Source organism: Asaia sp. As-1742, assembly GCF_011753235.1.
GTDB lineage: Bacteria > Pseudomonadota > Alphaproteobacteria > Acetobacterales > Acetobacteraceae > Asaia > Asaia bogorensis_B.
Window position 1 is genome coordinate 50,750 of record NZ_VWWA01000005.1, and the last position, 25,743, is coordinate 76,492.

Sequence of the window (25,743 nt, forward strand, 5' to 3'; positions counted from 1 at the left end):
GCTGATAACTCTGAATCGTGATCAGTGTTTCCCTCTTTTCTCCTTAAAATGTCTTTTCATGTCTGATGTTTTCGCCCCCTGAGGCGTTGGAACGCCTGCCGGTTGGGCGATAGGCAGGCTGTTCTTTCGGCGCTACACTGGGCCTCAGGCAACTGCGCGGTGGCTGAGGCGTCTGAACAGCAAGCCTGAGCGAACAAAAAAAGGAGGCGAAGGTCATGACCCCACGTTCTTTTGCGGCTTTTGCCGCGTCACTCCCTCTGTGTTTCCTCGCCACAACCGCTCATGCATTGCCCGGTATGGCGACATCCGCCCTGCCGCAGGAAAAGCCAGCCGACGCCGCCACGACTGACTCCACCATCTCCTTCAGTCTGAAAGAAATCGGGGGTGGTCTGGGGTACGAATGGGGCAAGGGAACCCTCCACCACAATGGCAGGGATTATGCCTTCGAGATCGGCGGGGGCGGGATCGCGTCGCTAGGCTATATCACCGTCAAAGGCACCGGCACGGTCAACGATCTGGCTCGCCTTGATCAGTTCGATGGCACGTACTGGACGGTCAAGGCAGATGCCGCCATCGGCTCCGGTGTCGGGGCTGCGGTGCTCGAGAACCAGTATGGCGTCAAACTCAACCTGACCATGAGCATCAAGGGTGCCCATGTTGGGGCCTCTGTGATGCGTCTGCGCTTCAGGATCCTGCCGGACAAGACCGAAAAGCTGGCGGCCCAGTAAGAACCGCGCCAGGCGCCGAACCGGGGTAGAGGGCGGGCTTCCCGGTTCGCAGGACCTGAACCGTTGCCTTGTTCCCATCTCTTGACCCCCTCAGCAATCGAGATTTTTGCGGATGGAAATGACCGGCTGGCGCCTGACTGGCGCAGCGTTGAGCTTCATCGTTCAGATGATCTTTATCGGGCGCGCCCTGATGCGCCCGCATCGTCAGCCTGCCTCACGAGTTGCCTGGGTCGCGATCATTGCGGCGCTGCCCATTCTGGGTACGCTCGCCTATCTGATGCTGGGCGAGACCAATATGGGCAGTAGGCTGGTGAGCCGCATCACCGAAGCCCGCAAGACGCTCCGTATTCCCGGCAAGACCAGCGAAGCCCTGATCGATGCTGAAGAGAAATATCATCTGCCGCCGCGCCTTGCGCCGCTCTTCAGGGTCGGCCAGTCAGCGAGCGGTTACCCGCCCGAGGGGGGAAACAAGGCGCGCCTGCTGCCAGACTCCAACAGTGCCATAGACGCGATGGTGCATGACATCGATGCGGCCCGTGATCATGTTCATATCTGCTTCTATATCTGGCTGACCGATCATAACGGTACCAAGATCATCGATGCGATCTGTCGTGCCGCCTCGCGCGGTGTGACCTGCCGTGTGATGGCTGATGATCTTGGCTCGCGCCGTCTGATCCATAACGAGGCATGGGTACGCATGAAGCAGGCCGGTGCGCATCTGGTGCGTGCCATGCCCCTTGGCAACATCGTGACCTGGCCCCTCCATGGCCGCATGGACATGCGCAATCACCGCAAGATCGTGGTGATCGATAACCGGGTCACCTATTGCGGCAGCCAGAACTGCGCCGATCCGGAATTTCGTGTGAAGGCGAAATTTGCGCCCTGGGTCGATCTGATGACGCGGTTCGAAGGTCCGGTCGTGCTGCAGAACCAGCATCTCTTTGCGACGGACTGGATGGCGCATACGGATGAGGATCTCGGTTCGCTTCTGGCCTCTGCCCCCCTGATCGAGGGTGAGGGGTTTGTGGCGCAGGTGATCGGCACGAGTGCCGCCCTGCGCTATGCGGCCATGCCCGAGATATTTGTCTCGCTCATGAACGCTGCGGCAGATGAGCTGACCATCACGACGCCCTATTACGTGCCCGACGAACCCATTCAGGCCGCGCTCTGCGCTTCGGCCCGACGGGGTGTGAAGGTGACCATGACAGTACCGACGCGAAACGATTCATGGATCGTCGCCGGTGCAAGCCGCAGCTATTACAAGGAGCTGCTTGAGGCTGGGGTGCGTATCTTCGAATATCCGCTCGGTCTGCTTCATACCAAGGCCCTGACGCTCGATGGCGCCATGGCGCTCATTGGCTCGGCCAATCTCGACCGACGCAGTTTCGACCTCAATTTCGAGAATAACATCCTGCTGGCCGACCCTGATTTCACCCGCCAGATACGCGAGCGTCAGCAAAGCTATCTGGATGCTGCGGTCGAAATCACGCTGGACGATGTATGTGCCTGGCCGTGGTACCGGCAGCTCTGGCACAACACCCTCGCGATGATTGGCCCGGTTCTTTAAGAGACTGCGTTACTCGGGCAAACGCCTCGCTCCGAGGCGTTTACCGGTCAATCTGTAAAGAGCGCCGCGTTAAGTCGCGCTGTCCAGTCCGGGCGCAGCGGCAGTGCGTGGCCTTTGATGGATTTCACCTCTCGGATGGACAGGCTGCTGACCAGCCATGCCGCTTCGGCGCCCATGAGGGATGCGGTTGTCAGGCGGAATTCGTGGCACAAGCCAGCTGCTATCAGAGCCGCGCGTACCGTGCCGGGCAGGGCGCCATCCATCAGGGGCGGCGTGAGCAGGCGCTCGTCTTGCAGGACGATCAGGCTGGCCGCGCTCGCTTCGGCAATGTGCAGATCATCCGATGACAGGAGGAGGGCATCGTCAGCGCCGGCCTCCTGCGCTTCGATGCGAGAGAGGATCTGCGGCAGGTAGTTGAGATGTTTGACACGCGAGAGCGGCGAGGCCCCGTCGCGCCGATAGCGGCTGATATGAAGGGCGCAGGGCGGCAGCGCCGCCGCACGCGGCGCCTGGGTGATCAACAGGGTCGGTTGCGGGTTGGCAGGCGGTATGATGCCGCGTGGTCCGGCACCCCGTGTCAGGGTAAGACGTAGGGCTCCCTCTGTTTCACCATTGGCCGCGATCAGGCTGGACAGTGCATGGCGAATTTCGGGTTCACCTGGCATTGGCAGATGAAGTAACGCAGCCCCTTCTGCCAGACGCGACAGATGCGCGTGCAGGCGAAGCACCCGGCCCTGATGCAGGTTCATGGTTTCGAACAGCCCGTCACCCAGCGTGAAGCCCCGGTCGGCAGGGTCGATGCAAAGCTGTGCCACGGGGCACAGACGCCCGTTCAGCCAGGCCTGTTTCATGCGCCGAAAAGCCCGAGCAGGGGAGCTGCCTTAAGGCAGAGCTCGTCATATTCCCGTTCCGGATCCGACAGGGTGGTGATGCCGCATCCGGCACCGAGGCTTATGGTATCGGGTTTGAGCACGAGGCTGCGAATGATCACGTTGCTGTCGAGCGCACCATCGGCCCCGATGCGAAACAGCGTTCCACAATAGGCGCCACGGGCAGCGTGTTCCGTCTGGTCAATCACCTTGAGCGCATGGTGCTTGGGGGCTCCCGTGACCGAACCGGGGGGAAGCGTGGCACGCAGCAGATCGAGTGCCGTCATATCCGGTGCCAGACGTGCCGTGACCGAGGAGACGAGATGATGCACATGGGCAAAGCGCTCGACCTCGCACAGCACGGGCACATCCACGGAACCGATCTGTGACACACGCCCGATATCATTACGCATCAGATCGGTGATCATCAGGTTCTCGGCATATTCCTTTTCGTCATGGGCCAGAGCGTCGGCAATGGCGGCATCTTCCGCCGCATCGCGACCGGGGGCTGCGGTACCCTTGATCGGACGGGTTTCGATACGGCCCTCACGGTCCATGCTCAGAAAGCGCTCGACCGAGGCGCTGAGCAGCGAGAAGCCGGGCAGGGTGAACAGCGCTCCGAATGGCGCGGGAGAGGCCCGCCTCAGCTTGCGATAGACAGCCCCTGCGGCAAGCGGGGAAGCGCATCGTGCGCGAAACTGTGTGGTGAGGTTGGCCTGAAAAAGCTCTCCGCGATTGATGCGCGCGATGATCCGGCGCACGCCTTCGCAATAGGTTTCGCGGTCGGCATCGGCCACGAAGTCGAGTTTCGGCAGGGGCACGGGCGGTGTCGAACACTGGGGCAGGGGGACTGGCATGGCCGCATCGCAATAGCTGCTCCACCAGAGTCGTTTTTCCTGACGATCAAAGACGAATGCGCCCTCATAGAGCGCTGCGCTGACACCGGGGATGAAGGGTTTATGACGCGAGACAATATTTTCGAGCGCGAGCCCGGCCTCATAGCTCGCCAGACCAATAATACCGCCTGAAAAAGGCAGGGTGCCCAGCGGCGGGACAGAGGGAAGCAGCGCATCGAGCTTCGCCCAAGCTGCACTGTCATCTGTGGTGAGCGTCGTGACAGGCCGGCAGCAGAAAAAGCTCCAGCGGCTGCGTGCGCCTGCGGGACCGCCGCTATCGAGCATGACCGCCCAGGCCTCATCGCCATAACGGGCGATGAATGAGTCGGGCGAGCGCCAGGGGAGTTCCTGCTCCAGCATCACATGAATCCCTGCGGATGCCGTCTCGCAAAGGGAGAAGCACCAGGGACACAGGACGGGTGGGTGAAATGCCGCATCAATCGGCCTTACCGCGCCTGAATGGTCCCGTCCAGAAATTGGGCAGAACCATGCTGGTGCGGCTGGTTCCTCAAAACCGAGGCTGGCCGATGCAGCAGATTGATCAGGTGTTTTTCGGGTCGATGGTCCTGAAACCATAAGTGACATAATCGGGGATGACGCGGCCCTTCTCGACACGCACCACCAGATAGCCTTCTGGCGTGCCAAGGCGTGTCCCGTGCCACCAGTTACCCGAGACGGCGCCGCCCGTGATATAGGGGACGCCATGCCATGTGACGGTTTCGAGCACATGGGTGTGACCCTGAAACACGCCGATCACGTTGTAATGGTCAAAAAGCTCCAGCACCTGCCACGCATTCCTGACGCGTGTGCCCTGATGGGCCGGGGCCTTGCCCGGTGGCGGGGCGTAATCCTCGACGGCGGTGACGAGCGGAATATGGGTGGACACGATAACCGGCATACCCGCTGGCATGGCCGCGAGATCGCGGCTGAGCCAGTCGATCTGCGCCTGATCGATAAACCCCTCATAGGAACGGTCAGCCGTGATGCCGATCGAGTCCAGCACTACAAAATGCACACCCTTGTGGTTGAAGGCGTAGTAGGGCGCGCCAAAATTATCGGTGTAGTATTTCTTGCCATAGAGCGGGTCGCTCGGCTCGATGCCGCTCTTGGTATAGATGCCCATCACGTCGTGATTGCCCATCGTATTATAAACTTGATGGCCCAGTGTGTCGGCCGTCTGCTTGTACAGATCCATCAGGCTCAGGGCGCGTGACTTGGGTACCCCAAGGGCATCGAAAACGTGGTCGCCGCCTTGCAGGGTAAAATCGGCATTGGCGCTGCGCACCTGACGAAAACAGTCGAGACAACCCTTCGAGGCATCGAGCTCAGGCTGGATATGCGTGTCGGTCAGGAACACGAACGAGAAATCATCATGCCCGAGCATGGTCGGGCGCTGCGGTGCGAGCGCCAGTGCGCGATCCGTCAGGCCGATAGTTCCCGCTGCAAGGCCGGTCAGGGCGGCGGAACGGAGAAACCGGCGTCTGGGTAGCAGCATTGAAAGCCCCTTGCACAATCAGGATGAGGCGCGTGACAGGATGCAGCGAAGCGAAATCTGACGCGCACGGGATAACAGACCGGCAGCCATAGCCCGCCATGCAAGGGGGCAGGGTTAAGTTTTGGTGACAGTGTGGCCGATCCTTGCGTGTTGAACGGGCACGGTTTCAGTCAGGTGCCCCCGTCTTTCCGGCGCGTGGCGAAACCTGGTTCGTCTGGGGCGAGGTGTCGATCTGGCGCAGGGCATAGAGCGCCGAGACGGTGCTGGTATCGGCGAGTGACAGGAACAGGTTCTGGGCTGATCGGCTGTCGTTTTCGCGCCGATAGAGACGCTGCGCCTCGATGAAGGCTGTCGTCCAGCCTGTGACAAGGAGCGCCGCAGCCAGATGCAATGAAGGGTCATCGGGAGGGCAGGGCAGGGCAGCAGATAATGCCTCGCGCAGGTCATCCGTCATGATATCGCGCAGGGCGCGTGCGCGTGATTTCAGGGTTTCGCTGGCTGTCAGCGTGTCGATGAAGCCCTGGGTCTGGGGGGCAAAGCGCAGAAAAGGCGCGTTTTTCGAGACCATCTCATGAGCCAGCTGGCGCAGCACATCGAGGGGGTGGCCTGAAAGCGGCCCCGTGAGCGCATTGCGTATGATCTGCCTGATTTCGTCTTCACGATCGAAAAACAGATCTTCCTTGCGGGCGAAATGATTGAAAACCGTCATCCGGCCCACATCCGCAGCCTCGGCAATGGCATCGATCGTCACGTGATCGAAGCCATGAGTGGCGAAGAGCGCCGTGGCGATATCGGAGATGCGCTGACGCGTGGCCTGACGTTTTCGGCCTTGCCGAGTGATGGTTGTTGACATGCCGCTCTCATACCAGAAAACTATACCCGGTACAATTATGGATTCGGTCTATGGAACATGTCGATGTTGTCATTGTGGGCGCTGGGCCTGTGGGGTTGCTCCTGGCCATCGAGCTTTCGGTAGCAGGGGTCGGTTGCGTGGTGCTCGAGGCCCGTGACACTGCCGAGGACGTGCAGAAGGCCTTGTCCATCGGTCCGCTAGGCGCCGAAGCCCTGATGCGACGAGGGATGAGTCAGGCGCTCGATGCGGCGGAGGCGCAGACGAAGGCCTTGGTTACCCCTTTCCTTGCCGAAAACCGCGGTGGCTGGGCGCAGGGCGCTTTCTCCCGCGAGGATAGAGATGCGCCTGCGGACATGCGGCCTCACAAGAAGCGGTTTGCCGGGCATTTCGGCAGCATCCCGCTGCCTGCCCAGCCTGTCGATGCACGTCGCCCGACACGGCTGATTGACCAATGCTATCTGCAACAGGCGCTCGAAGCCGAGGCGTCTTCCCGCGGCATTGTCATTCGCCGTGGTTGTACAGCGTGTGATGTGCAGAATGACGGTGAGCGCGTCACTCTCGCAGTCCACGGGCGCGGCGGGGAACGACCTGCACAGATCGCGGCACGCTATGCCGTTGGGTGCGACGGTGGCCGCAGTACGCTGCGCAAGAAGGGTGGTTTCACCTTCGATGGCACGCCTCCCAGTCTGAAATTCTATCAGGTTTCGGTCACGTTTGCCGCGTCTGAAAGCGCGTTTCCCTCTGGCTGGCAGATGCAGCCGGGTGGCGTCACGGCCTATGGTCCCGTTCCCGGCAGGCTCTTCATGATCGATTTTTCCGGCCCTCCGGAGGCGGGACAGGAAATTCCCGACCGTGCCGATGTCGAGGCGGCCCTTGCGCGCATCTGTGGTCGGGCTGTGCCTCTGGCCGCTTATCACGGTGGGCGCTGCTGGGCCGACCATACCCGTCTGGCAGATCGCTACCGCAAGGGTCGATTGTTTCTGGCCGGTGATGCGGCGCATATCCACGCCCCTTTCGGTGGGCAGGGGCTTGGGCTTGGGCTGGTCGACGCGGCCAATCTGGGCTGGAAACTCGCCGCAGTGATGCGGGGAACGGTAACGGGTGCCGAGGCCGAAGCCCTGCTTGAAAGCTATGAGACAGAACGGCGCCCGGTGGCTGAATCCGTGCTGGCCAACACGCTGGCGCAGGCCGCCCTCATGAGGCCCGATCCACGGTCACGCGCCTTGCGTGATGTCATGGCGACTATGCTGGCCAATGCGGATCTCGCCGCTGAATTGAGCGCGGAGATGAAAGGGTTTTCCATTCGCTATGCGCTGGATGAAGACGCATCGGAGAAGGGTATGGCGTGTGACGATGATTCCCTTGGGGGCCTCGCGGAGGACAGGACTCTGGCCGACGGCGAGACGCTCTATGGTCTGATGCAGCATGGGGCTGGGGTATTCGTGCTCTCTCCCACCATGCGGCAGGAGTGTGGTCTAGCCATTCTGCCCCCCAATCTGGTCCTTGCAGATACGCCTGAGGAATACAGCGCGTTGTACCGCCCGGATGGCTGCCTCGTCTGGCGGGGTGGCGAGGCCACCCCCGCTCTGACCCGCGCCTTGTCACGCTGGTTCGGTACGCCGTCATCGGCCCAGAGGTGACGCGGGCGGCTTTTTGACAATTCGTGCGCCTGTACGCCGCGCACCCTCCAACTCTTATCGGGGCCGCCGCGCCAGAGGGCGGACGGCACGGTATCGTCCGGTCCTCCGTCGTCTCATGCGTCCGGGAGGCGTTGACGGATGCGGATGATCGGTTCGTTATGCGGGCGAACCGGTTTTTCAGGAGGCATCATGCGCAATCAGAACGGGATCTCGGCAAGGGGCAGGCTGGCCCGGCTCAAGAGTGTGGCTCTTGGGGGCGTGGCCCTTGGAAGCATGGCCCTTCTGGGCGTTCCCGGCGCGGCATTGGCCGATGATATTGGTCATATTGTCCGTGATTACGATGCCTTTACCACGACACTCGACCCTGTTTCTGCTGCCTCGCGTGGTGATCAGGCTGCCGCCGAACTCTGGCCTGATGACAGCCCGAAGGCCGAGCAGACGCGGCTTGCGCAACGTCTGGCGTTCAGAACCCGACTGGCGGCGCTCGATCAGAAGGCGCTGCATGGTGAGGATCTGCTCAATGCCCGCCTGATGATCTGGGAGAATGATCTGGCGATCGAGAGCCAGAAATTCGACCCTTCGCGCATGCCGTTCACCAGTGATGAAGGTTTTTATCAGGAAGTCGGCTACGCCGCTGATAACACGCCCCTGCGCAGCGAGGCAGATGCGCGCCACTGGCTGGTGCGCATGGACCGTATTCCTGATTTCAATGCGCAGCAGATTGCCAATATGCGTCGCGGCATCCGCACCGGCTTCGTCCAGCCAAGGCTGATTGCGGATATCGCCGCCCATACCGTGCAGGCCCAGGCCGATCTGCCCGAGCGTGAAAACCCGGCCCTGCGGCCTTTCGACTCACTCCCCTCCACGATGCCGGAAGCCACGCGTCGCGAACTGCGTGCGCAGGGAGAGCGCATCGTCCATGAGCGTATCAAGCCTTCGGAAAAGGCTCTGGCGGCGTTCTTCGCAAAGGAATATCTGCCTGCCAGCCGGTCGACCCTGGGGGCATCGTCCTTGCCTGACGGACGCGCCTATTACGCCTATCTGGTGCGACAGGAGACCACCACCACCCTGAGCCCGGACCAGATCTTTGCGCTTGGGCAATCCGAAATTGCCCGTATCCATCGCGAGATGCAGCGCCAGATGGATGCCGTGGGGTTCAAGGGGGATTTCAAGGCCTTTGTGGCTCACATCAAGGCAGACCCGCAGTTCTATGTCACGACACGGCTTGCCCTGCTGGAAAAGGCGAGTTTTCTGGCCAAGAAGATCGACAACGAACTGCCCCGTCTGATCGGCAAGCTACCTCGGCTGACGTATGGCGTGCGTGAAGTGCCCCGCGCCATTGAAGAGGGCTATACGACAGGGCGCTACGATCCGGGCAGTCCGGTGCTTGGCATTTCGGGCGGGCTGATGATCAACACCTCCCATCTGGACCAGCGGCCTCTTTACGAATTGCCCTCGCTGGTGGCGCATGAGGGGGTGCCCGGCCATCATATCCAGATCGCGCTGGCGCAGGAAATGACCGATCTGCCGGGTTTTCGTCGTGATTATGCCACGACCGCCTTCGTCGAGGGCTGGGCTTTGTATTCCGAACAGATGGTAAGCGAGATCGGGCTCTACCCGACGCCCTATGAGCGTTTTGGGCAGCTTTCCATGGAGATGTGGCGCGCCTGCCGTCTGGTCATGGATGTTGGCATACACTGGAAGAACTGGACGCGAGAGGAGGCGCTTTCCTGCCTGCGTGACAACACGGCCCTTGCCGAGAAGAACATCCAGAACGAGACCAATCGCTATATTTCATGGCCGGGTCAGGCTCTGGGCTACAAGATTGGCGAGATGACCATTCTCGATTTGCGTCATCAGGCAGAGAAGGCACTGGGTACCGGCTTCGATGAACGCCGCTTTCATGATCTGGTGCTGGATGAGGGCGCGATGCCGCTCGATCTGCTGCGCCAGCGCGTGCAGGACTGGATTGCAGAAAACCGCCACGCAAAGCCCTGAGCGCGTCACATCGCCTTATCGCAACCGGCCTGACCCGGCTGCGATAAGGCCGTCAGTTCTCTGGCGCAGCACAAAGGCGTGCTGCGCCAGAAGATCCCTCAGTGCAGGCCTCCCGAGGCGAGCAGGATCTCGCCAGTCAGCCAGCGTGAATCATCCGAGGCCAGGAAAACGGCGAGGGGTGCGATATCCTGCACCTCGCCCGTGCGCCCGAGCGGTGTCTGGGCAATGATGGCCTGTTCCATTTCCGACCCGATGACGCTGGCCGTATTCGTCCCCTCGGTCTTGACCAGACCCGGATTGATGGCGTTCACCCGGATCTGACGCGGGCCGAGTTCCTTGGCGAGCGAGCCGGTAATGGCATCCAGCGCACCCTTGGTGCCGCTATAGACAGAAGCGTGAGCCGGGGTGACGCGTGTCACGATCGAGCTGATATTGATGATGCTGGCCCCTGCCTCCAGATGCGGGCTGGCTGCCTGGGTGACGAAGAGCGGGCCGAGCACATTGATATTGAACAGGCGGTGGAAATGCGTGTCTGTGATCTCCTCGATCCCGGCAAATTCATACACGCCGGAATTGTTGACCACGATATCGAGACGCCCGTAGCTCTCGATGGCCTTCGCGATAATGGCCGCGGCCTCTTCCTTGTGTGACACATCGCCCTGCACGGCCACCGCCTTGCCGCCCGATGCGGTGATGGCAGAAACGACCTTGTCGGCGCCTTCGCGGCTTGAAGCATAATTGACGACGACCGACGCGCCGGCCTCGGCCAGTGCCTGGGCAATGCCAGCACCAATACCCTTCGAGGCGCCGGTCACAACAGCGACTTTTCCTGCAAGTTTGCTCATGATCTTCTGACCTGTCCGGTTCGGTCACGGCTGCCAACGCCCCGTTGGGGGGAGCGATACAGGCAGCACAGGTGACGGATAAAATAGGAGAGAGTGGAGGCGTTGAAACTTTAATTGTGGAGCAATCGCTCCAACATCATGCATATGATAAGGCGCAGCCCGGTTTCAAGGATTTATGGAGCGATGACACCAAAAAAAAGCGAAGGCCCTTGTCGACCCCGAGGCCGCCCCCCGGCCTTTGACCGTGCCACGGCCCTTTCCAAGGCGGTGAAACTGTTCTGGGACCGGGGTTATGAGGGGACGAGCTTTGATGATCTGATCACAGCGATGGGGATCAGCGCGTCGAGCTTTTACAACAGCTTTGCCAGCAAAGAGGCGCTCTATGTCGAGGCGATCGAAGCCTATGTGGAAGAGCAGGGGGGCTGGTTTGTCGAGGCCCTGTCGACAAGGGGGACCAGCCGCCAGGCCTTTGCCGCCATGTTCGATGCGGCAGCGACAGCGTTCACCCGTGAAGATGCACCGGCTGGCTGCATGATTGCCGTGGCCGCAACTCAATGTTCACCGGCCCAGCTTCGGCTGCGTGACCTGATGATCAATCAGCGTCATCTGGCCGAACAGGCCATTCATGCCCGGCTGGAGCAGGGGGTGGAGGAGGGCGATTTGCCTCATTCCATCGATGCCGGTGCGATGGCGGCGTGTTTCGGAGCGGTTCTGGGTGGCATGGGGATTCAGGCCCGCGACGGGGCCTCGCGCGAGAAGCTGCGTGCGGTGGGGAGAATGGCTCTGAACATGCTGCCGCATGGCGGGATTTGAGACAAATTCTTATCAAGGGTCAGTCAAGATCGGAATTTGTTAAGTGTCCGATACTATTTGACAGGAAGCGTCCATAATCGAACGTTGAAAAATAGGTGAACGATCTGTAAATGTCGGCTTATAGCCAACATGATAATCTTAACAGATTGTCACAAGTCCAAAGCAGGGGCTCATTCTGCCGCGAGTGTGGTCCAGCAACTTTCCAAAAGGCGACGACCCGGCCCATGTCCAAAGACAATCAACCCCCTGCATCCCAAAATGAAACAGCACCTGTTGTTCAACAACAGCAGGTTTCCGTCCCTAATCCCTATATCCTGCCGCCAGATGTCCCCACCCGGGATGCCGGGCAGGGAATACGTTTTGACTTCAACTGGGGTGCCCGCGTTCTGCTCCCCAAGATGCCCGAGGGGCGCTGGCGCGCAACGCTCACGGATCTGGATAACTCAACCATCATCTTCCAGGGGGAACTCGAAGAAGGGCATCTTTCCTCGACGAAGAAATTTTTTATCCGGTTTGCCATCGATGTGGAGCGTATCGCTTCTGATGGCACGACAACCAAGGCGTTGCGGCATGAATTTGATGCCCGCGATCAATATGTTCTGGTTCAGCTTCCTGTCGGCACGCTGGGTGATACCCTGGGGTGGTTTCCTTACGTGGCGCGTTTTGCGGAGGAGAGCGGCGCAAAGGTCATATGCTGCCTGTCCAAGGTATTCATACCGTTATTTGAAGCGGCATATCCAGACATCAAGCTGGTGACAAAAGCCGATTTCGAGGAAAGCCCGCTTCGCTCTCAGATTTATGCTACCTATAATATCGGCCTGTTTTTCGACGATGCAGATAACATCCACCAGCCCTGTGACTTCCGCTATGTCGGTCTCCATCGTACGGCCGGCTACATCCTTGGTGTTGATCCCGCCGAAGCGCCGCCACGGATTCTGATCGAGGACGATACACGCCCGATCGAGGAGCCGTATGTGTGCATCGCCACTCAGGCTTCTGCGCAGTGCAAGTACTGGAACAACCCGGGCGGTTGGCTTGGTGTGGTCGCCTTCCTCAAGCAGCGTGGCTACCGTGTCATCTGTATCGATCAGAAAGCGTTCAACGGCACGGGTATTGTCTGGAACCAGATTCCGAACGGCGCTGAGGACCAGACAGGCGACCGGCCGCTTGCCGAACGTGCCCGATGGTTGAAGCATGCTGATCTTTTCGTAGGTCTCAGTTCGGGCCTGTCCTGGCTTGCCTGGGCAACGGGGACGAAAACGGTGCTGATCTCGGGCTTCACCCATCCCAACAACGAGTTTCATACGCCGTGGCGTATCATCTCATGGCATGCCTGCAATTCGTGCTGGAACGACCCCAGGCACCAGTTCAACCACAACGACTTTCTATGGTGCCCGCGTCACGCCAACACAGAACGGCAGTTTGAGTGTTCCAAGCTGATCTCGACCGATGTGGTGAACAAGAATATCGCCCTGGCTCTAGACGCCCAGTAGTCTGTTGACGGCGGTGCAGGCTGATCCGCTCCATCGCATCGACAGCGTCGCATTGCTGGGCCGCAGGCTGGGGGTAGGAAGGCTGCGAGAGCGGTTGACCCTTTCGGGTGAGCGCCAACTCTTGTCTTCCCTCTGCCTGCACCGATGGGACCGTCGTCTATTGAAGCTCCCGGGAGTTTTTGCCTCCCGGTGTTCCTGCAGGCGGATGGTTTGGAGGGGCGCTCCCTCCCGCCTCATCATTCGAGAAAACGGGGGTGATCTGTTTAGCTGTGAGCCGGCGGTGTAAGCAGGCGGATCTTGACCTCACCCCAGAGCGCTTCCTGCGCAGGTAAATCGAGATCGGCCAGTGTGCTGCCCGTTTCAGCCAGAACGGACTCCATTGTCTCGATACGACGTGTGAATTTGGCATTGCCGTGCCGGAGGCAGGCTTCCGGGTCGAGCCCGAGCTTGCGTGCCAGGCTGGCGACAGTGAACAGCACGTCGCCAATCTCGTCCTCAAGGCGGGCCTTGTCACCTCCGGCGAGTTCGGCCCTGACCTCGTCGAGTTCTTCTTCGATCTTCTCGAGAACCTGTTCCGGCCTGTCCCAGTCAAAGCCGACCCGCGCCGCGCGTTTGCCCAGTTTTTCAGCACGTATCAAAGCAGGCAGGGATGGAGCGATGCCCGCCAGCAACCCGTATTCGGCCTTGGCGGCACGCTCGGCCTGTTTGTTGCGCTCCCACAGATCGGGGTCGAGCGTCTGGTCAGCAAAGACATGGGGATGGCGACGCACCATCTTGTCACTGATCAGCCGTGCGACATCGGCAAAATCGAAACGTCCGGCCTCCTGGGCGATGCGCGCCTGATAAACCACCTGAAGCAGAAGATCGCCCAGCTCGTCTGGCAGTGCTTCCCAGTCCTCGCGGGCAATCGAGTCCATCACTTCATAGGCTTCTTCGATGGCGAAGGGGGCAATCGTCTCATGGGTCTGGACCCTGTCCCAGGCGCAGCCGGTATGTGGATCGCGCAGCCGCTCCATGATGGCGATCAACCGATCGAGTTCTGCTGCGGCTGACTGGCTGGCGACCTGGGGGGGGGGATTAGGGGTGCTCAAAGGGGAGGCTCCAGTCCGGTGAAATGGCTCACCGGATCATAGGGCCCAGCTGACCCGGTTTCCATCACCCCTTGGGCGAAGGTTTCTGGAAGATCAGCGTGACCTGATCTGTATGGCCACGGATGGCCTTGTCGAACACGGGGAGAGTGTGATTATCGGCCGGGTTGCGCAGGACAGGGCTGCTGGAGACAAGACGGAAACCGGCTGTCTCGACCTGCTTCGTGATCAGGGCAGGATCAATGCGATGCAGTGTCGTCGGCGCAACGATGCCGGTGCCTGTCAAGGCAACATGGTCGATCACGACATAATATCCGCCCGGCTTGAGCGCCTGGAAGATGGCCTGATCCATGCGCAAGGCTGTTTCAGGGCCCATGCCGCCATACACATCGTGATAGTTCTGTGATGTCCAGACCAGATCGAGGGGTTGCGAAACGTGGAAATCCACGATCGGCGTGACCACTACCGAGACATTGCTGAAGGCGGGGTTGGTAGCGATGGCTTGCGCTGTTTGGGAAAGCTGGGGATGACGCGCGGCCATTTCAGCAGGAATAACCGCAAAGACATGGCCCGACGCGCCGATGTCGAGGCTTAGCAGGCGGGTGAAATAGCCACTGCCCGGCATGAGGTCGGCAACGGCCGCCCCTTTGGGCAAAGGTACGAGCGCCAGCAGATCGAGCGGCTTGCGTAGTGAATCGCGGGCGCGGTCGGTATCGGGGCGCGCCGGTGAGGCGAGCAGCCCTGCGTCGGGCGCCGGAACGACAGCCGACCCCTGACGTGCAGGCTCAGCGGCACAAGCCGTTGAGCTCAGACTGTGTGTAACCAGCGCGAGGGCGCTGCCGATCGTCGCTATCGATGCCCTGAAGGCACCACGTCGCAGAGAGGAAACCTTCATGGGTATGATCCTGTCAGTGATGTCGCAGCGCAGGGTTGGAAAACAGAAACGACCAGCCCTGCGCCAGAGGCATGAAATCCGGGGATGTCAATTCTTGTCTTATCTGCCCCGTCTGCACAAGCCATACAGGCCAAGGATCACTGCAACGCTGGCGAGGCTCGCAAGAATGGTCTGGCGTTCCGCGGCCTGGGCCATCATCGCGATCACAACCAGCCCGATTGCGCCAAGCGTGCCGAGATTGAGCGTCGAGCCGAAAGGCAGGGTGAAAGCCCTGTTGGTCGGGTCCTCAAGACGCAGGATGCGATGCGATGAGACGATCAGCCCGTAGATAAGCAGCATGACGGCGCCCGTTGCGCCCAGCAGGAAGGCAAAGATCAGCTTGGGCGAGAGGATCGAACAGAAGGCCACGACCAGACCGATAATGCTGGAGAAGGTGACGGCACGCTGGGGAACGTGGCTTCTGGAGAGTGCGGCAAACCAGGCGGGTGCGTCATTCAGCTCTGCAAGGCCGCGCAGGGTGCGCGACGTGATGTAAATGCTTGAATTCAGGCAGGAGAGAATGGCTGTGAAAACCACGATCTGCATCAGGGTCGCCGCACCCGGAACGCCGATGTGACGCATGACGGTCACGAACGGAGAGTAACCGGGCTCGATGGCCGTCCAGGGTACGAGCGTCAGGATCAGGATGACCGACAGGATATAGAAAAGGGTGACCCGCACACCGATGGTGCGCGTCACACGGGCGAGGTTTTCCTCGGCGTTTTCCGATTCCGCTGCTGCCACAGTGGCGGACTCTGAACCAATCATGGAGAAAAGTACGGTGGGAACGGTTGCCAGAATGGCACCCCAGCCATGCGGGAAAAAGCCGTCATGGCTGAACACGTTATGCACGATGCGTGGATGCGGGCCGACGAAATGGCTCAGGCTGAGTATCCCGAGGGCACAGAAGGCAATGATGGTCGCGACCTTGATGAGCGAAAGCCAGAACTCGCATTCGCCAAAAACACGCACTGAGACAAGATTGATGAGATTGACCGCTATGATGAGGGCAGGTGCCAGTACCCAGACGGGGAGTGCCACCCAGTCCTGCATGGCAATGGCACCGCCAATGGCTTCGGCGCCAATCGTGACGACCCAGAACAGCCAGTAGAGCCAGCCCGAAAGAAACCCTGCCCAGTTCCCGTGGGCTGTGCGGATGCAGTCGATGAACGTACCGATGCCGGGTCTGGCAAGCAGCATCTCGCCCAGCATGCGGATGACGATGACGACGAGGAGGCCGGTGCCGATATAGGTCAGCAGGATAGCCGGACCCGCCGCGGCGATGGCGGCTGAACTGCCGATAAACAGCCCTGCACCAATCACGCCACCAAGGGCGATCATGGCAATATGGCGGTCTTTCAGCTTGCCGCCATGCAAAAGAGGCGGCTCACCCTCGCGCGGAAATCCATGGTGTGAAAGATTATCTTTTTCCATCATATGTTGGACAAAGCCATGTAAATGCTTACTTCGTCCAGATGGAATATTTTAAAGAAGGAATGAATTGATGACACGGGTCTTCATCGACGGTGAGGCTGGAACGACAGGACTGGGCATCAGGGATCGCCTGCGCGGCCTGCCTGTCGAGGTTCTCTCGATCGATCCTGCCAAACGCAAGGACCCGCAGGCACGACTGGAAATGATGCAGGGTGCCGATCTTGTGATTTTGTGCCTGCCAGATGATGCGGCCCGTGAGGCTGTGTCCCTCGCAGCGACTCTGGATACCGTGCGCATCCTCGATGCCAGCACCGCGCATCGTATCGCCCCGCATTGGGAATATGGCTTTCCAGAACTCGATGCCGGGCAGACGGCGCGCATCGCTACGGCGCGTCACGTTGCAAATCCGGGATGCTATCCGACCGGTGCAATCGGATTGCTGCGCCCCCTGATCGATGCAGGCCTGATGCCGGCCGATCACCCCATCACCATCAACGCCGTCAGTGGTTATAGTGGTGGAGGGCGCTCCGAGATCGAGGCCCATGAAAAGAATGGCGGGCCCGCATTCGAGCTTTACGGGCTGGGACTTGAGCATAAGCATGTGCCTGAGATCATGCATTATGCCGGCCTGACCCGGCGACCGCTTTTCGTGCCGTCCATCGGGCATTTCGCACAGGGGATGATCGTCTCGATTCCCCTGCAACTGGCTGATCTGCCCGGTTACGTGCGCATCTCCGATATCGAGGCCTGCCTGCGCAGTCACTACGCCGGGTCGCGTCAGATCAGTGTCGAATCAGCCGATGTGGCGCGCCTCGACGCGGCGGCACTGGCTGACCAGGACACGATGGAACTGCGCGTCCACGGCAGCGAAACCTGGCGTCATGTCGTGCTGACGGCGCGTCTCGATAATCTTGGCAAGGGAGCAGCCGGAGCTGCGTTACAAAATGTGGCTATCATGTGTGGACTAAACAGCTGAATTATCGAAGTGTAAGCCTTATGTCGTGAGACGGGCATGACCCGTGGCGACGCGTTCGTCATCGTTGCAAGGCGTGATATCCAAATGATTCCACACCGAGTCGAGCGCTTCTATCGTGACATGGTCGCGCGACAGGGGCTTGTCCATGCGGACCATCCGCCTGACAGCGCCTGCTTGACGTTCAGGCCGGGACGGTCATGAAAGCATGAGCGAGATCGCTGCAAATGCCACGCCCTCGTCCGGCGGCCATGTTCTTGACTGGCTGCCACTGCTGGCTTGCCACGTCGATCCCGACGGGAGGGTCTCTTATCTCAACAGGAACTGGTCGAAATTTTCCGGCCTCGACCGGCATGGTACACCATTTTTCTGGACCGATCTGATAGATACGACGGCACATCCGCTGCCATGTCGTTGCCCGGAATCGATGGACTATTGTGTACAGCGGCGTGTGGATCTTCGACGTCGTGATGGTGGTTCTGTGGAAACAGACCTTCACTGGCAGAAGCTGGGGATGAATGAGGGCGGCGGGTGGATCCTGTTCGGTCATCCGGAAGCGGACTTTCCCCTGCTGGGCACCCTGTCGTCCCGCTTCGCCGGACAGGTGCCCGCGACCACGGCACTCATCCCGGATCATTCTGCAACCGGAGGTTCAGGTTCCTTACTGACACCCTTGGCGTCGGGTATTGAAACGGCAGGGCTCTCAATGCCTTTGTTGCCAGAGAGTATATCGTCCGGCCGCCAGATCCATCGGGTAACACAAGGGTCAGCCAGAGGGCATGCGGACAAACCTGACGCCATCAGCCCGTCAGATCGCCCGGAAGCGGGGACCCACGAAGGGGCTGCGCAAGACCAGCTTACCGGGCTGCCAACGTGGCGCCAGTTCGAGATCCAGGCTGGGCAATACCTCGATAAATCAACCAGTGCAGGCACCAATCTGGGCTTTCTGCTGGTCGATATCGATTATCTGGGTGATCTCAATGACCTGTATGGGCGTGATATCGGTGATCTCGTTCTCAGGCTGGTTGCTGATCGCCTCATCCTGCTGACCGCCGGGGAAGGCCTCATTACCCGTAGTGGCGATGACGAATTTTCGGTTCTCGTGACAGGCAATGTGGATGCAGCCACCCTGGCAGCTCATGCCCAGGCGCTTCTGAGTTTTGTTGATCTGCCAGTGCGTATCGGGACGCAGCAGATTACCTTCGGGCTCAGCATCGGCGCCTCGCTCTACCCTCGCGATGGCGACACACTCGGGCGGCTCCAGCACCACGCCCTGCTGGCGGTCAATGACGTCAAGGCCCGTGGACGCGGCGGGTACAGGCTTTTCGATCCGTCCATGATCAGGCTCGGCGACGGCGTAACAGCCCAGTCCAACCTCATCCGCGGCATGTTGCGTGATGACCTGATCTATCCCGCCTATCAGGCAAAGGTCAGTCTGAGCGACGGGAAGATCGTTGGGGCCGAGGCCCTGATGCGCTGGTATCGTGATGGTGTGGTGGATTGCGGGCCGGAAGCCTTTCCGGAAATCTTCCGCTCCTATGATCTCGCAACGCGTGTGTCGGCCAGGGTGCAGGAGCGGGTGTTCCAGGACATTGCCCTGTGGCGTCGGACAGGCCTTGAGCCACCCCATATCTCGATCAATGTCGCCCCCGTCGAGTTCATGCAGGATGACTATGCCGAGAAACTGCTGGCCCGGCTGGACAGGTTCGGTCTCTCGGCCCGGTTGATCGAGCTCGAACTGACCGAACATGTTCTCTATCAGAACAGCGAGCATTATCTGCATCGCGCCCTGACTGTACTGCGCCGCGCAGGGATGCGCATCACGCTGGATGATTTCGGAACAGGCTATTCCTCGCTCAGTTTCCTGCGTGATTTCCCGATCTCGTCGATCAAGATCGACCGCAGCTTTGTCCGTCAGATCTGCACAGAGCCCGCGATGGAGGTCATCGTGGAAGCGATCATCCGCTTCGGTGAGGCCGTCTCGGTCGAGGTTGTGGCCGAGGGGATCGAGACTGCTGATCAGCTGGCTATTCTCCAGCGCATCGGCTGCCCCATCGGGCAGGGATATCTGTTTTCCCCGCCCGTGGCATCGAGCGGCTTTGCGCGACTGCTCTCTGAGGGGCGCTCGCTGATACCGTGACCTCCCTTCGCCACGACGTGTCTTGAGGCTCTGCCGGGTGCCTCATGACGAAGAAGGGTATAGATTGCCTTTTGTCCGGATACTCGCTAACAATCCGGCCATCAGGCGAGAGTGACGGAACGGTAGACGTAGTCGGCTCAAAATCGACCGCCGCAAGGCATGGGGGTTCGAATCCCCCCTCTCGTACCAGATTTTTCACCGAAAACAGGCTGAAAACAGGCTATTGACCGGGCCGTGACTTGCGCCTTGCTGTCCGGGTCCGGCATATCTCGCAAACTTTCTTTCAGTTTGCCTGCCTGCCAGTTTACCGGACCGATCATGCCCCAACGCCCTGACAGAAAACCCGCCCGCCCTTTCTTCTCATCGGGCCCCTGCGCGAAACGTCCGGGCTGGACGCTGAACGCGCTTGATGGCGCTCTGCTCGGCCGGTCCCATCGTGCGCCGGAAGGGCGTGCACGGCTCAAGGACGTCATTGACCGCTCGCATGAAGTGCTGGGTGCACCTTCAGACTGGAAGATCGGTATCGTGCCGGCTTCCGATACAGGTGCCGTGGAAATGATCCTCTGGGCGCTGGCGGGCGATCGGCCGATCGAGGTGCTGTCTTTCGAGAGCTTTTCGGGGCTTTGGGCGCAGGACCTGCGCGATGTGCTTAAGCTTGATGATCTCGTCGTGCATGAGGCCCCCTATGGGGAACTGCCTGACCTGACGCGCATCGACTGGTCGCATGATGTGGTGCTGACCTGGAACGGGACGACCTCAGGCGTCTGCCTGCCGGGCGGCGAGGCTGTTCCGGCAGTGCATGAGGGGCTGGTCATCTGCGATGCCACCTCGGCGGCGTTTGCGATGGACCTGCCCTGGGATCGGCTGGATGTCGTGACATGGTCGTGGCAGAAGGCCCTTGGCGGTGAGGCCGCGCATGGCATGGTGGCCCTCAGCCCCCGTGCAGTGGCCCGCCTTGAGGCTGCAACGCCCCGTGCGCTGCCCAAGATCTTTCGCCTGACCAATAGCAAGGGGCTGATCGACGCTATTTTCTCGGGCGATACCATCAATACGCCCTCCATGCTTTGCGTCGAGGATGCGCTCGACAGCCTCAAATGGGCTCAGTCCATCGGCGGGCTGCCGGCGCTGAAGGCCCGCTCGCGTGCCAATCTCGATATCGTATCGGAATGGGTCGAGCGCACCGACTGGGTGGCCTTCCTGGCAGCTGATCCGGCGCAGCGTTCAAGCACCTCCATCTGCCTGCGTATTGTTGCGCCCTGGTTTGCTGCAAAACCCGTCGAAGCCCAGCATAAGATCGTCAAGGCGCTGACGGGCCTCGTGGCTGAAGCCGGTGCAGGCTTTGACCTCGCTTCCTATCGCGATGCACCGCCGGGGCTGCGCATTTGGGGGGGCGCCACGATCGACGCCGCCGATATCGAGGCTCTTCTACCGTGGCTCGACTGGGCCTATGAGACGGTCAGCATGGAATACGCCGCATGAAAATGACTGACGAGCCTGATACCGCTCTTTTGCCCTCGGGATTTATCGACCTTCTTCAGCACGAGGCCGAGGCCGAGGCGCAGGGTATTGAATCCGTGATGGATGTGTTTGCCGCTCATGGCTATGAGCGCGTCAGACCGCCTTTGCTCGAATTCGAGACGTCTCTGCTCCACGGTGCCGGTCAGGCGCTTGAGGAGCAGAGCTTTCGCCTGATGGACCCAGAGTCCCGTCGCATGATGGCCCTGCGCCCTGACATGACGACCCAGATTGCCCGTATTGCGGCCACGCGCCTTGCCGGAACGGCGCGCCCGTTGCGTTTGTCCTATGCTGGAGCCTGTATTCTGGTCGGCACGCCCGGGCGAGAGGGCGAGCGTCAGATCAGCCAGGCCGGGATCGAACTAATCGGGGTCGATTCCGTCGAGGCCGATTGCGAGATCGTGCTGATTGCCGCCGAGGCGCTCGAACGACTGGGTATTGCGGATTACTCTTTCGATCTTTCCTGCCCCGCCCTTGTTCAGGCGCTTGTCCAGCTCTCGGGCTATACCGGTACACGGCGCGCCGCACTCGTTCATGCGCTCGATCGCAAGGATATGGCCGCTGTTGCGGAGCTGGGCGGCCCGGTCGCTGCCGTGCTGACGGCACTCGTCGAGGCCTGCGGCCCATCCGATGCGGCGCTGGCTATTCTGGAAAAGCTCGAATTGCCGCCCGAGATCAGGGTCCATGCCGAGCGTCTGATGGCTGTGGTACGCGCCATTCATGCCCGTGCACCGGGGCTGCGCCTGACCGTCGACCCGGCTGAATTCCGGGGTTGGCAGTATCACACCGGTGTCTGCATGACCGTCTTTGCCCGGAGCCAGCGCGAAGAGCTGGGCCGTGGCGGGCGTTATCAGGCTCAGGGTGAGGAGCCTGCTTGCGGTCTGACATTCCGCCCGGAGGTCCTGCTGCGGGCGGCCCGACCGATCACGCTCCGTCCGCGCGTCTATATCGCACCGGAATCGCAGGATTCCGAGGGAGCGGCCCGACTGCGCAGGGAGGGTTATGCCACGGTTGCCGGTCTCGACAGCGTCGAGGATCTGGCTGCTGAAGCGCGTCGTCTGAACTGCCCCTTTGTTTTCGTCGCTGACGAACTCATCACGCTGTAAAAGGAAAAGAGCATGTCCAACGTCACCGTCATCGGCACCCAGTGGGGTGACGAAGGCAAGGGAAAGATCGTGGACTGGCTGGCCAGCCGTGCGGATATCGTCGTCCGCTTTCAGGGCGGTCACAATGCCGGTCATACGCTGGTGGTGGGCGATCAGGTCTACAAGCTCTCCCTGCTGCCTTCCGGCCTCGTGCGGGGCAAGACCGGTGTGATCGGCAATGGCGTGGTAGTCGACCCCGAGGCGCTGCTTGCGGAGATCGACCGCGTGTCTGCGCAGGGGCTGGTGGTCAATCCCGAGACCCTCTGGGTGGCCGACAACGTGCCGCTCATCCTGCCGCTGCATGTTGCGACCGACCGCGCGCGTGAAGCCGCACGCGGCGATCGCAAGATCGGGACCACGGGGCGTGGCATCGGCCCGGCTTATGAGGACAAGGTGGCCCGTCGTGCCATCCGCCTGTGCGACCTCTCCGAGCCCGAAACGCTGGACTGGAAGCTGGACGAGCTGCTGCTTCATCACAACACGCTTCTTGCTGGTCTCGGTGCGCCGACTTTCACAAAGCAGGAAATCCTGGATCATCTGGCGAAGCTGGCTCCGCGCGTGCTGCCCTTCGCCTGTTCGGTCTGGGAGCGTCTGGACGAGGCCCGTCGTGCGGGCCGTCGTATCCTGTTTGAAGGGGCGCAGGCCGTCATGCTCGATGTCGATCATGGCACCTATCCTTTTGTGACCAGCTCCAACACGGTTGCGGCTGTCGCGGCCAGTGGCAGTGGTGTCGGCCCCGGCACGGTGGGTTTCGTGCTCGGTATTGCCAAGGCTTACACCACCCGTGTGGGAGAGGGGCCGTTCCCGTCCGAGTTGTTCGATCAGGTCGGGCAGGATCTTGGCGAACGCGGTCGTGAATTCGGCACAGTCACCGGGCGTGCCCGTCGTTGCGGCTGGTTCGATGCCGTGCTGGTGCGTCGCGCTGCCCGCGTTGGCGGTGTCAGCGGTATCGCCCTGACCAAGCTCGACGTTCTGGACGGCTTCGAGGAAGTGAAGATCTGTGTGGGTTACGAGCTTGATGGCAAGGTAATCACCTCCTTCCCGTCCAGCCCTGCCGCTCAGGCAAGGCTGAAGCCCGTTCTGGAATCCATGCCGGGTTGGCAGGAAACGACCTTCGGTGCGCGTAGCTGGGCTGATCTGCCTGCAGCAGCCATCAAGTATATCCGCCGTATCGAGGAGCTGATCGAAGCACCGGTCACGCTGCTTTCCACCAGTCCCGAGCGCGACGATACCATTCTGATGCGCGATCCTTTCGAGGATTGATCCGTAGTACAAACGCCAGTTTTCTGGATTTTGGGCACGAAAGGCGAAATCCGGAGCGTCAGGGTTGACGATCCGGAGGCCTGTGGCAAGTCGTGTCATTGATGGACAAGTCCACCTGAGCTTCTTTCAACGCTTGTCACGTCCTGGCATGACGGGGGAAGAAGCTGGGTAAAAAACGGGGTTTCACCCCTTACAGGTCAGGTTATCTGATCCGTTCTCCCTGACATGATCAAGTTCGGCCACGCTGCCGACACATTGGCGGGACGCTGGCCTACCGTCTTTTGACGGTTTCAAGTGCGACATAACAGGCAATCCCACCGAACAATGATGTCTTCCAAGAGAAATTTCCGAACGTTCAGATTGGGCTGTGTCTCCGCCTATCAGCGATTCGCACAGAAATAAATCGTAATGACGTTGGTATTATAAAAAACAAAACTACCTAAAGAATGAACAAGTCGTTAATTTATATGTATTATACGTTAATAAAAACTTAAAAATCATTTTTCAGAAGAATTTTATCGATAGTCTCGCCCCATACTATTCATTTGCATTATGAAAACACCTAAGGGTGCCGAGGGCGGGCGTAGATTAATCTGGCATGATGGTACGGCGTGGGTACGCCTATCGTTCCAGACTTGTTTCGTCTCGAGAGCGTCAACCCCTGGAGCTGATCCCGGGGTGATATTTGGAGAATTGAGTAATGGCGACAAGTCTGTCTGGTGTGTGGTCGGCTGTAAATGTCAGTGGCCAAACCATGTATCAGAGCGGCACGACGTATGTCGGGCAGCCAGCGGCCTTTGCCGCCAATGCAACTATTGATGTCACAAACGGTGCGACTGTCTCAGCGCTGTCCGGCGCATCTTTATCCGTAAACGTGCAGGCGGGTGGTGTCGTCACAAGCGCTACACTTACGTCCGGTACGGTCAAGGTGGCCGACGGAGGGACACTGAGCGCCAATACCCTTGACGGGGTTTGCATCACCCTGAGTTCGGGCGCCCAATCCCTGGGCGATACCTTTCTGGCCGCGGGCGCGGTGCGACCGGTCATCTATGCGCTCGACGGGGCAATGGTGTCGGGGGCAACAATTGGTAGCGGCGGCATTCTCCAGATGCAGACGGGAGTGATTCAGTCGAACATTACAACCATCAACGGAGGGTCAACGATCCTTGCTCCAGAGATGGCGACCAGACTGCGGTCCATTGATGGTGCTTCAGTCCAGTCCGATGCCCCCTCCGTTGCGGTAGGTCCTGCCACCAGAGACACTTTTGCCACGCCAACCGTGCTGAATGGCGTCTGGTCTGCCGTCAATATCAACGGTCAGACAGTGTACCAGAATGCCACGAGCACGGTGACTGGGCCTGTTACCCTGAATGCCGCCACACTGTATGTAAAGAGCGGAGCGATCGTCACTGGACTTGGGTGCGTTAGTAATACGATCCCGACAATCAGTGTCTATGCCGGCGGTAGTATTACAGATTCACACATCACGCGCACCTATGTGCGTGTGGATAGCGGAGCCACGCTGAACAATAACCAGTTTGACGGATGTGACGTTACCCTGAGCACAGGAGCGCGTTCCACCGACGATACGTATTCATGGTATGGTTTCGCTGTTCAGAGCGTCAAGGTCGCCAGTGGCGCGGTCATTACTCATGCCACGGTCACAAACAAGACGACGATCAGTGCCGCAACCGGGGCGACGATTGATGGTTTGTATGTCGGTTCGGGTGGATCCGCGGTTATTGCCTCTGGCGTTAACCTCTCCTCGTATAGCGCGGATTCCGGCACTTATCTTGCGACCTATACCTCGATCGGTGGTTCGGTAACTATTCCCGGGACACCGGTGACCCCCGCTGGGACTGTTCTGTAAGGGACATGGAGCGCGATCGCGTCGGGCGGCGTCACGGTTTATAAGAGCGGTGCCACGATCGTTGGAGCTCCGGCTACGCTTGGAACCGGGGCCATACTCTGGGTAACCAATGGCGCCACAGCAACCGGTCTTTCAGGTTCGGCCAATATCATCTACGTCCAGAATGGTGGCACGCTGGCCAGTT

Annotated in this window: 21 protein-coding genes and 1 tRNA gene; 13 read left to right on the plus strand and 9 right to left on the minus strand. The window is 60.1% G+C overall.

Annotated elements, in window-relative coordinates:
- Positions 1-215 precede the first annotated feature (215 nt).
- Both F3J08_RS09580 and cls read left to right on the plus strand, forming a co-directional pair.
- Positions 216-728, plus strand: coding sequence for a hypothetical protein (locus F3J08_RS09580; protein ID WP_166929594.1), 513 nt, complete (start codon positions 216-218; stop codon positions 726-728).
- 118 nt (positions 729-846) lie between these two features.
- Positions 847-2,295, plus strand: a complete 1,449-nt coding sequence (cls, locus tag F3J08_RS09585) for a cardiolipin synthase (protein ID WP_166929596.1) — start codon at positions 847-849, stop codon at positions 2,293-2,295.
- 47 nt (positions 2,296-2,342) lie between these two features.
- On the opposite strand, the gene F3J08_RS09590 is transcribed toward cls, so the two are convergent.
- The 4 genes from F3J08_RS09590 to F3J08_RS09605 all read right to left on the minus strand — a co-directional run bounded on the left by F3J08_RS09590 (position 2,343) and on the right by F3J08_RS09605 (position 6,408).
- On the minus strand, positions 2,343-3,146 hold the full coding sequence (locus F3J08_RS09590; protein ID WP_166929598.1) for an aminotransferase class IV: 804 nt from the start codon (positions 3,144-3,146) through the stop codon (positions 2,343-2,345).
- Positions 3,143-4,420: an anthranilate synthase component I family protein gene (locus tag F3J08_RS09595; RefSeq protein WP_166929600.1), complete on the minus strand. Its 1,278-nt coding sequence runs from the start codon at positions 4,418-4,420 to the stop codon at positions 3,143-3,145. Before F3J08_RS09595 ends, F3J08_RS09590 begins: the two co-directional genes overlap by 4 nt.
- Positions 4,421-4,601: 181 nt before the next feature.
- A complete protein-coding gene (locus F3J08_RS09600; protein ID WP_166929602.1) occupies positions 4,602-5,555 on the minus strand; it encodes a metallophosphoesterase in 954 nt (317 codons plus the stop codon).
- 166 nt (positions 5,556-5,721) lie between these two features.
- The gene (locus F3J08_RS09605; RefSeq protein WP_166929604.1) at positions 5,722-6,408 is read right to left on the minus strand and encodes a TetR/AcrR family transcriptional regulator; all 687 of its coding nucleotides are present in this window, start codon (positions 6,406-6,408) and stop codon (positions 5,722-5,724) included.
- Positions 6,409-6,458: 50 nt separating this feature from the next.
- Between F3J08_RS09605 and F3J08_RS09610 the strand changes: the two genes are divergently transcribed.
- Together F3J08_RS09610 and F3J08_RS09615 are read left to right on the plus strand one after the other, a co-directional pair.
- Complete coding sequence (locus F3J08_RS09610) at positions 6,459-8,048, plus strand: FAD-dependent monooxygenase (protein WP_205206891.1); 1,590 nt, start codon at positions 6,459-6,461, stop codon at positions 8,046-8,048.
- Positions 8,049-8,237: 189 nt separating this feature from the next.
- Positions 8,238-10,046, plus strand: a complete 1,809-nt coding sequence (locus tag F3J08_RS09615) for a DUF885 family protein (RefSeq protein WP_166929606.1) — start codon at positions 8,238-8,240, stop codon at positions 10,044-10,046.
- A gap of 98 nt (positions 10,047-10,144) precedes the next feature.
- Here F3J08_RS09615 and F3J08_RS09620 read toward each other — a convergent pair whose 3' ends face one another.
- Positions 10,145-10,891: a glucose 1-dehydrogenase gene (locus F3J08_RS09620; RefSeq protein ID WP_166929608.1), complete on the minus strand. Its 747-nt coding sequence runs from the start codon at positions 10,889-10,891 to the stop codon at positions 10,145-10,147.
- Positions 10,892-11,074: 183 nt separating this feature from the next.
- Here F3J08_RS09620 and F3J08_RS09625 point away from each other — a divergent pair, with 183 nt between their 5' ends.
- Both F3J08_RS09625 and F3J08_RS09630 read left to right on the plus strand, forming a co-directional pair.
- Positions 11,075-11,704 (plus strand): TetR/AcrR family transcriptional regulator, encoded by a 630-nt coding sequence (locus F3J08_RS09625; protein WP_205206893.1) that lies wholly within the window; start codon positions 11,075-11,077, stop codon positions 11,702-11,704.
- Between the two features lie 224 nt (positions 11,705-11,928).
- The gene (locus F3J08_RS09630; RefSeq protein ID WP_166929609.1) at positions 11,929-13,197 is read left to right on the plus strand and encodes an autotransporter strand-loop-strand O-heptosyltransferase; all 1,269 of its coding nucleotides are present in this window, start codon (positions 11,929-11,931) and stop codon (positions 13,195-13,197) included.
- 263 nt (positions 13,198-13,460) lie between these two features.
- Here F3J08_RS09630 and mazG read toward each other — a convergent pair whose 3' ends face one another.
- The 3 genes from mazG to F3J08_RS09645 all read right to left on the minus strand — a co-directional run bounded on the left by mazG (position 13,461) and on the right by F3J08_RS09645 (position 16,656).
- A complete protein-coding gene (gene mazG / locus F3J08_RS09635; protein WP_255493471.1) occupies positions 13,461-14,288 on the minus strand; it encodes a nucleoside triphosphate pyrophosphohydrolase in 828 nt (275 codons plus the stop codon).
- Between the two features lie 64 nt (positions 14,289-14,352).
- Positions 14,353-15,180: a class I SAM-dependent methyltransferase gene (locus F3J08_RS09640; protein WP_166929611.1), complete on the minus strand. Its 828-nt coding sequence runs from the start codon at positions 15,178-15,180 to the stop codon at positions 14,353-14,355.
- A gap of 99 nt (positions 15,181-15,279) precedes the next feature.
- Positions 15,280-16,656: an amino acid permease gene (locus F3J08_RS09645; RefSeq protein ID WP_240149264.1), complete on the minus strand. Its 1,377-nt coding sequence runs from the start codon at positions 16,654-16,656 to the stop codon at positions 15,280-15,282.
- A 67-nt stretch (positions 16,657-16,723) separates the two neighbouring features.
- Here F3J08_RS09645 and argC point away from each other — a divergent pair, with 67 nt between their 5' ends.
- A complete protein-coding gene (argC, locus tag F3J08_RS09650) occupies positions 16,724-17,629 on the plus strand; it encodes an N-acetyl-gamma-glutamyl-phosphate reductase (RefSeq protein WP_166929613.1) in 906 nt (301 codons plus the stop codon).
- An 18-nt stretch (positions 17,630-17,647) separates the two neighbouring features.
- On the opposite strand, the gene F3J08_RS17400 is transcribed toward argC, so the two are convergent.
- A complete protein-coding gene (locus F3J08_RS17400; RefSeq protein ID WP_255493472.1) occupies positions 17,648-17,776 on the minus strand; it encodes a hypothetical protein in 129 nt (42 codons plus the stop codon).
- Positions 17,777-17,834: 58 nt separating this feature from the next.
- On the opposite strand from F3J08_RS17400, the gene F3J08_RS09655 reads away from it, so the two are divergent.
- The 6 genes from F3J08_RS09655 (at position 17,835) to F3J08_RS09680 (ending at position 25,559) form a co-directional block, all read left to right on the plus strand.
- A complete protein-coding gene (locus F3J08_RS09655) occupies positions 17,835-19,766 on the plus strand; it encodes a GGDEF domain-containing phosphodiesterase (protein WP_166929615.1) in 1,932 nt (643 codons plus the stop codon).
- Between the two features lie 105 nt (positions 19,767-19,871).
- Positions 19,872-19,955, plus strand: a tRNA-Leu gene (locus F3J08_RS09660).
- 129 nt (positions 19,956-20,084) lie between these two features.
- Positions 20,085-21,245, plus strand: a complete 1,161-nt coding sequence (locus F3J08_RS09665) for a phosphoserine transaminase (RefSeq protein WP_166929617.1) — start codon at positions 20,085-20,087, stop codon at positions 21,243-21,245.
- A gap of 2 nt (positions 21,246-21,247) precedes the next feature.
- Complete coding sequence (locus F3J08_RS09670) at positions 21,248-22,387, plus strand: ATP phosphoribosyltransferase regulatory subunit (protein WP_023979134.1); 1,140 nt, start codon at positions 21,248-21,250, stop codon at positions 22,385-22,387.
- A 12-nt stretch (positions 22,388-22,399) separates the two neighbouring features.
- Complete coding sequence (locus F3J08_RS09675; protein ID WP_023979133.1) at positions 22,400-23,689, plus strand: adenylosuccinate synthase; 1,290 nt, start codon at positions 22,400-22,402, stop codon at positions 23,687-23,689.
- A 700-nt stretch (positions 23,690-24,389) separates the two neighbouring features.
- Entirely contained in the window at positions 24,390-25,559 is a 1,170-nt protein-coding gene (locus tag F3J08_RS09680) for a hypothetical protein (RefSeq protein WP_166929619.1), read from the plus strand.
- The last annotated feature ends 184 nt before the right edge of the window (positions 25,560-25,743 follow it).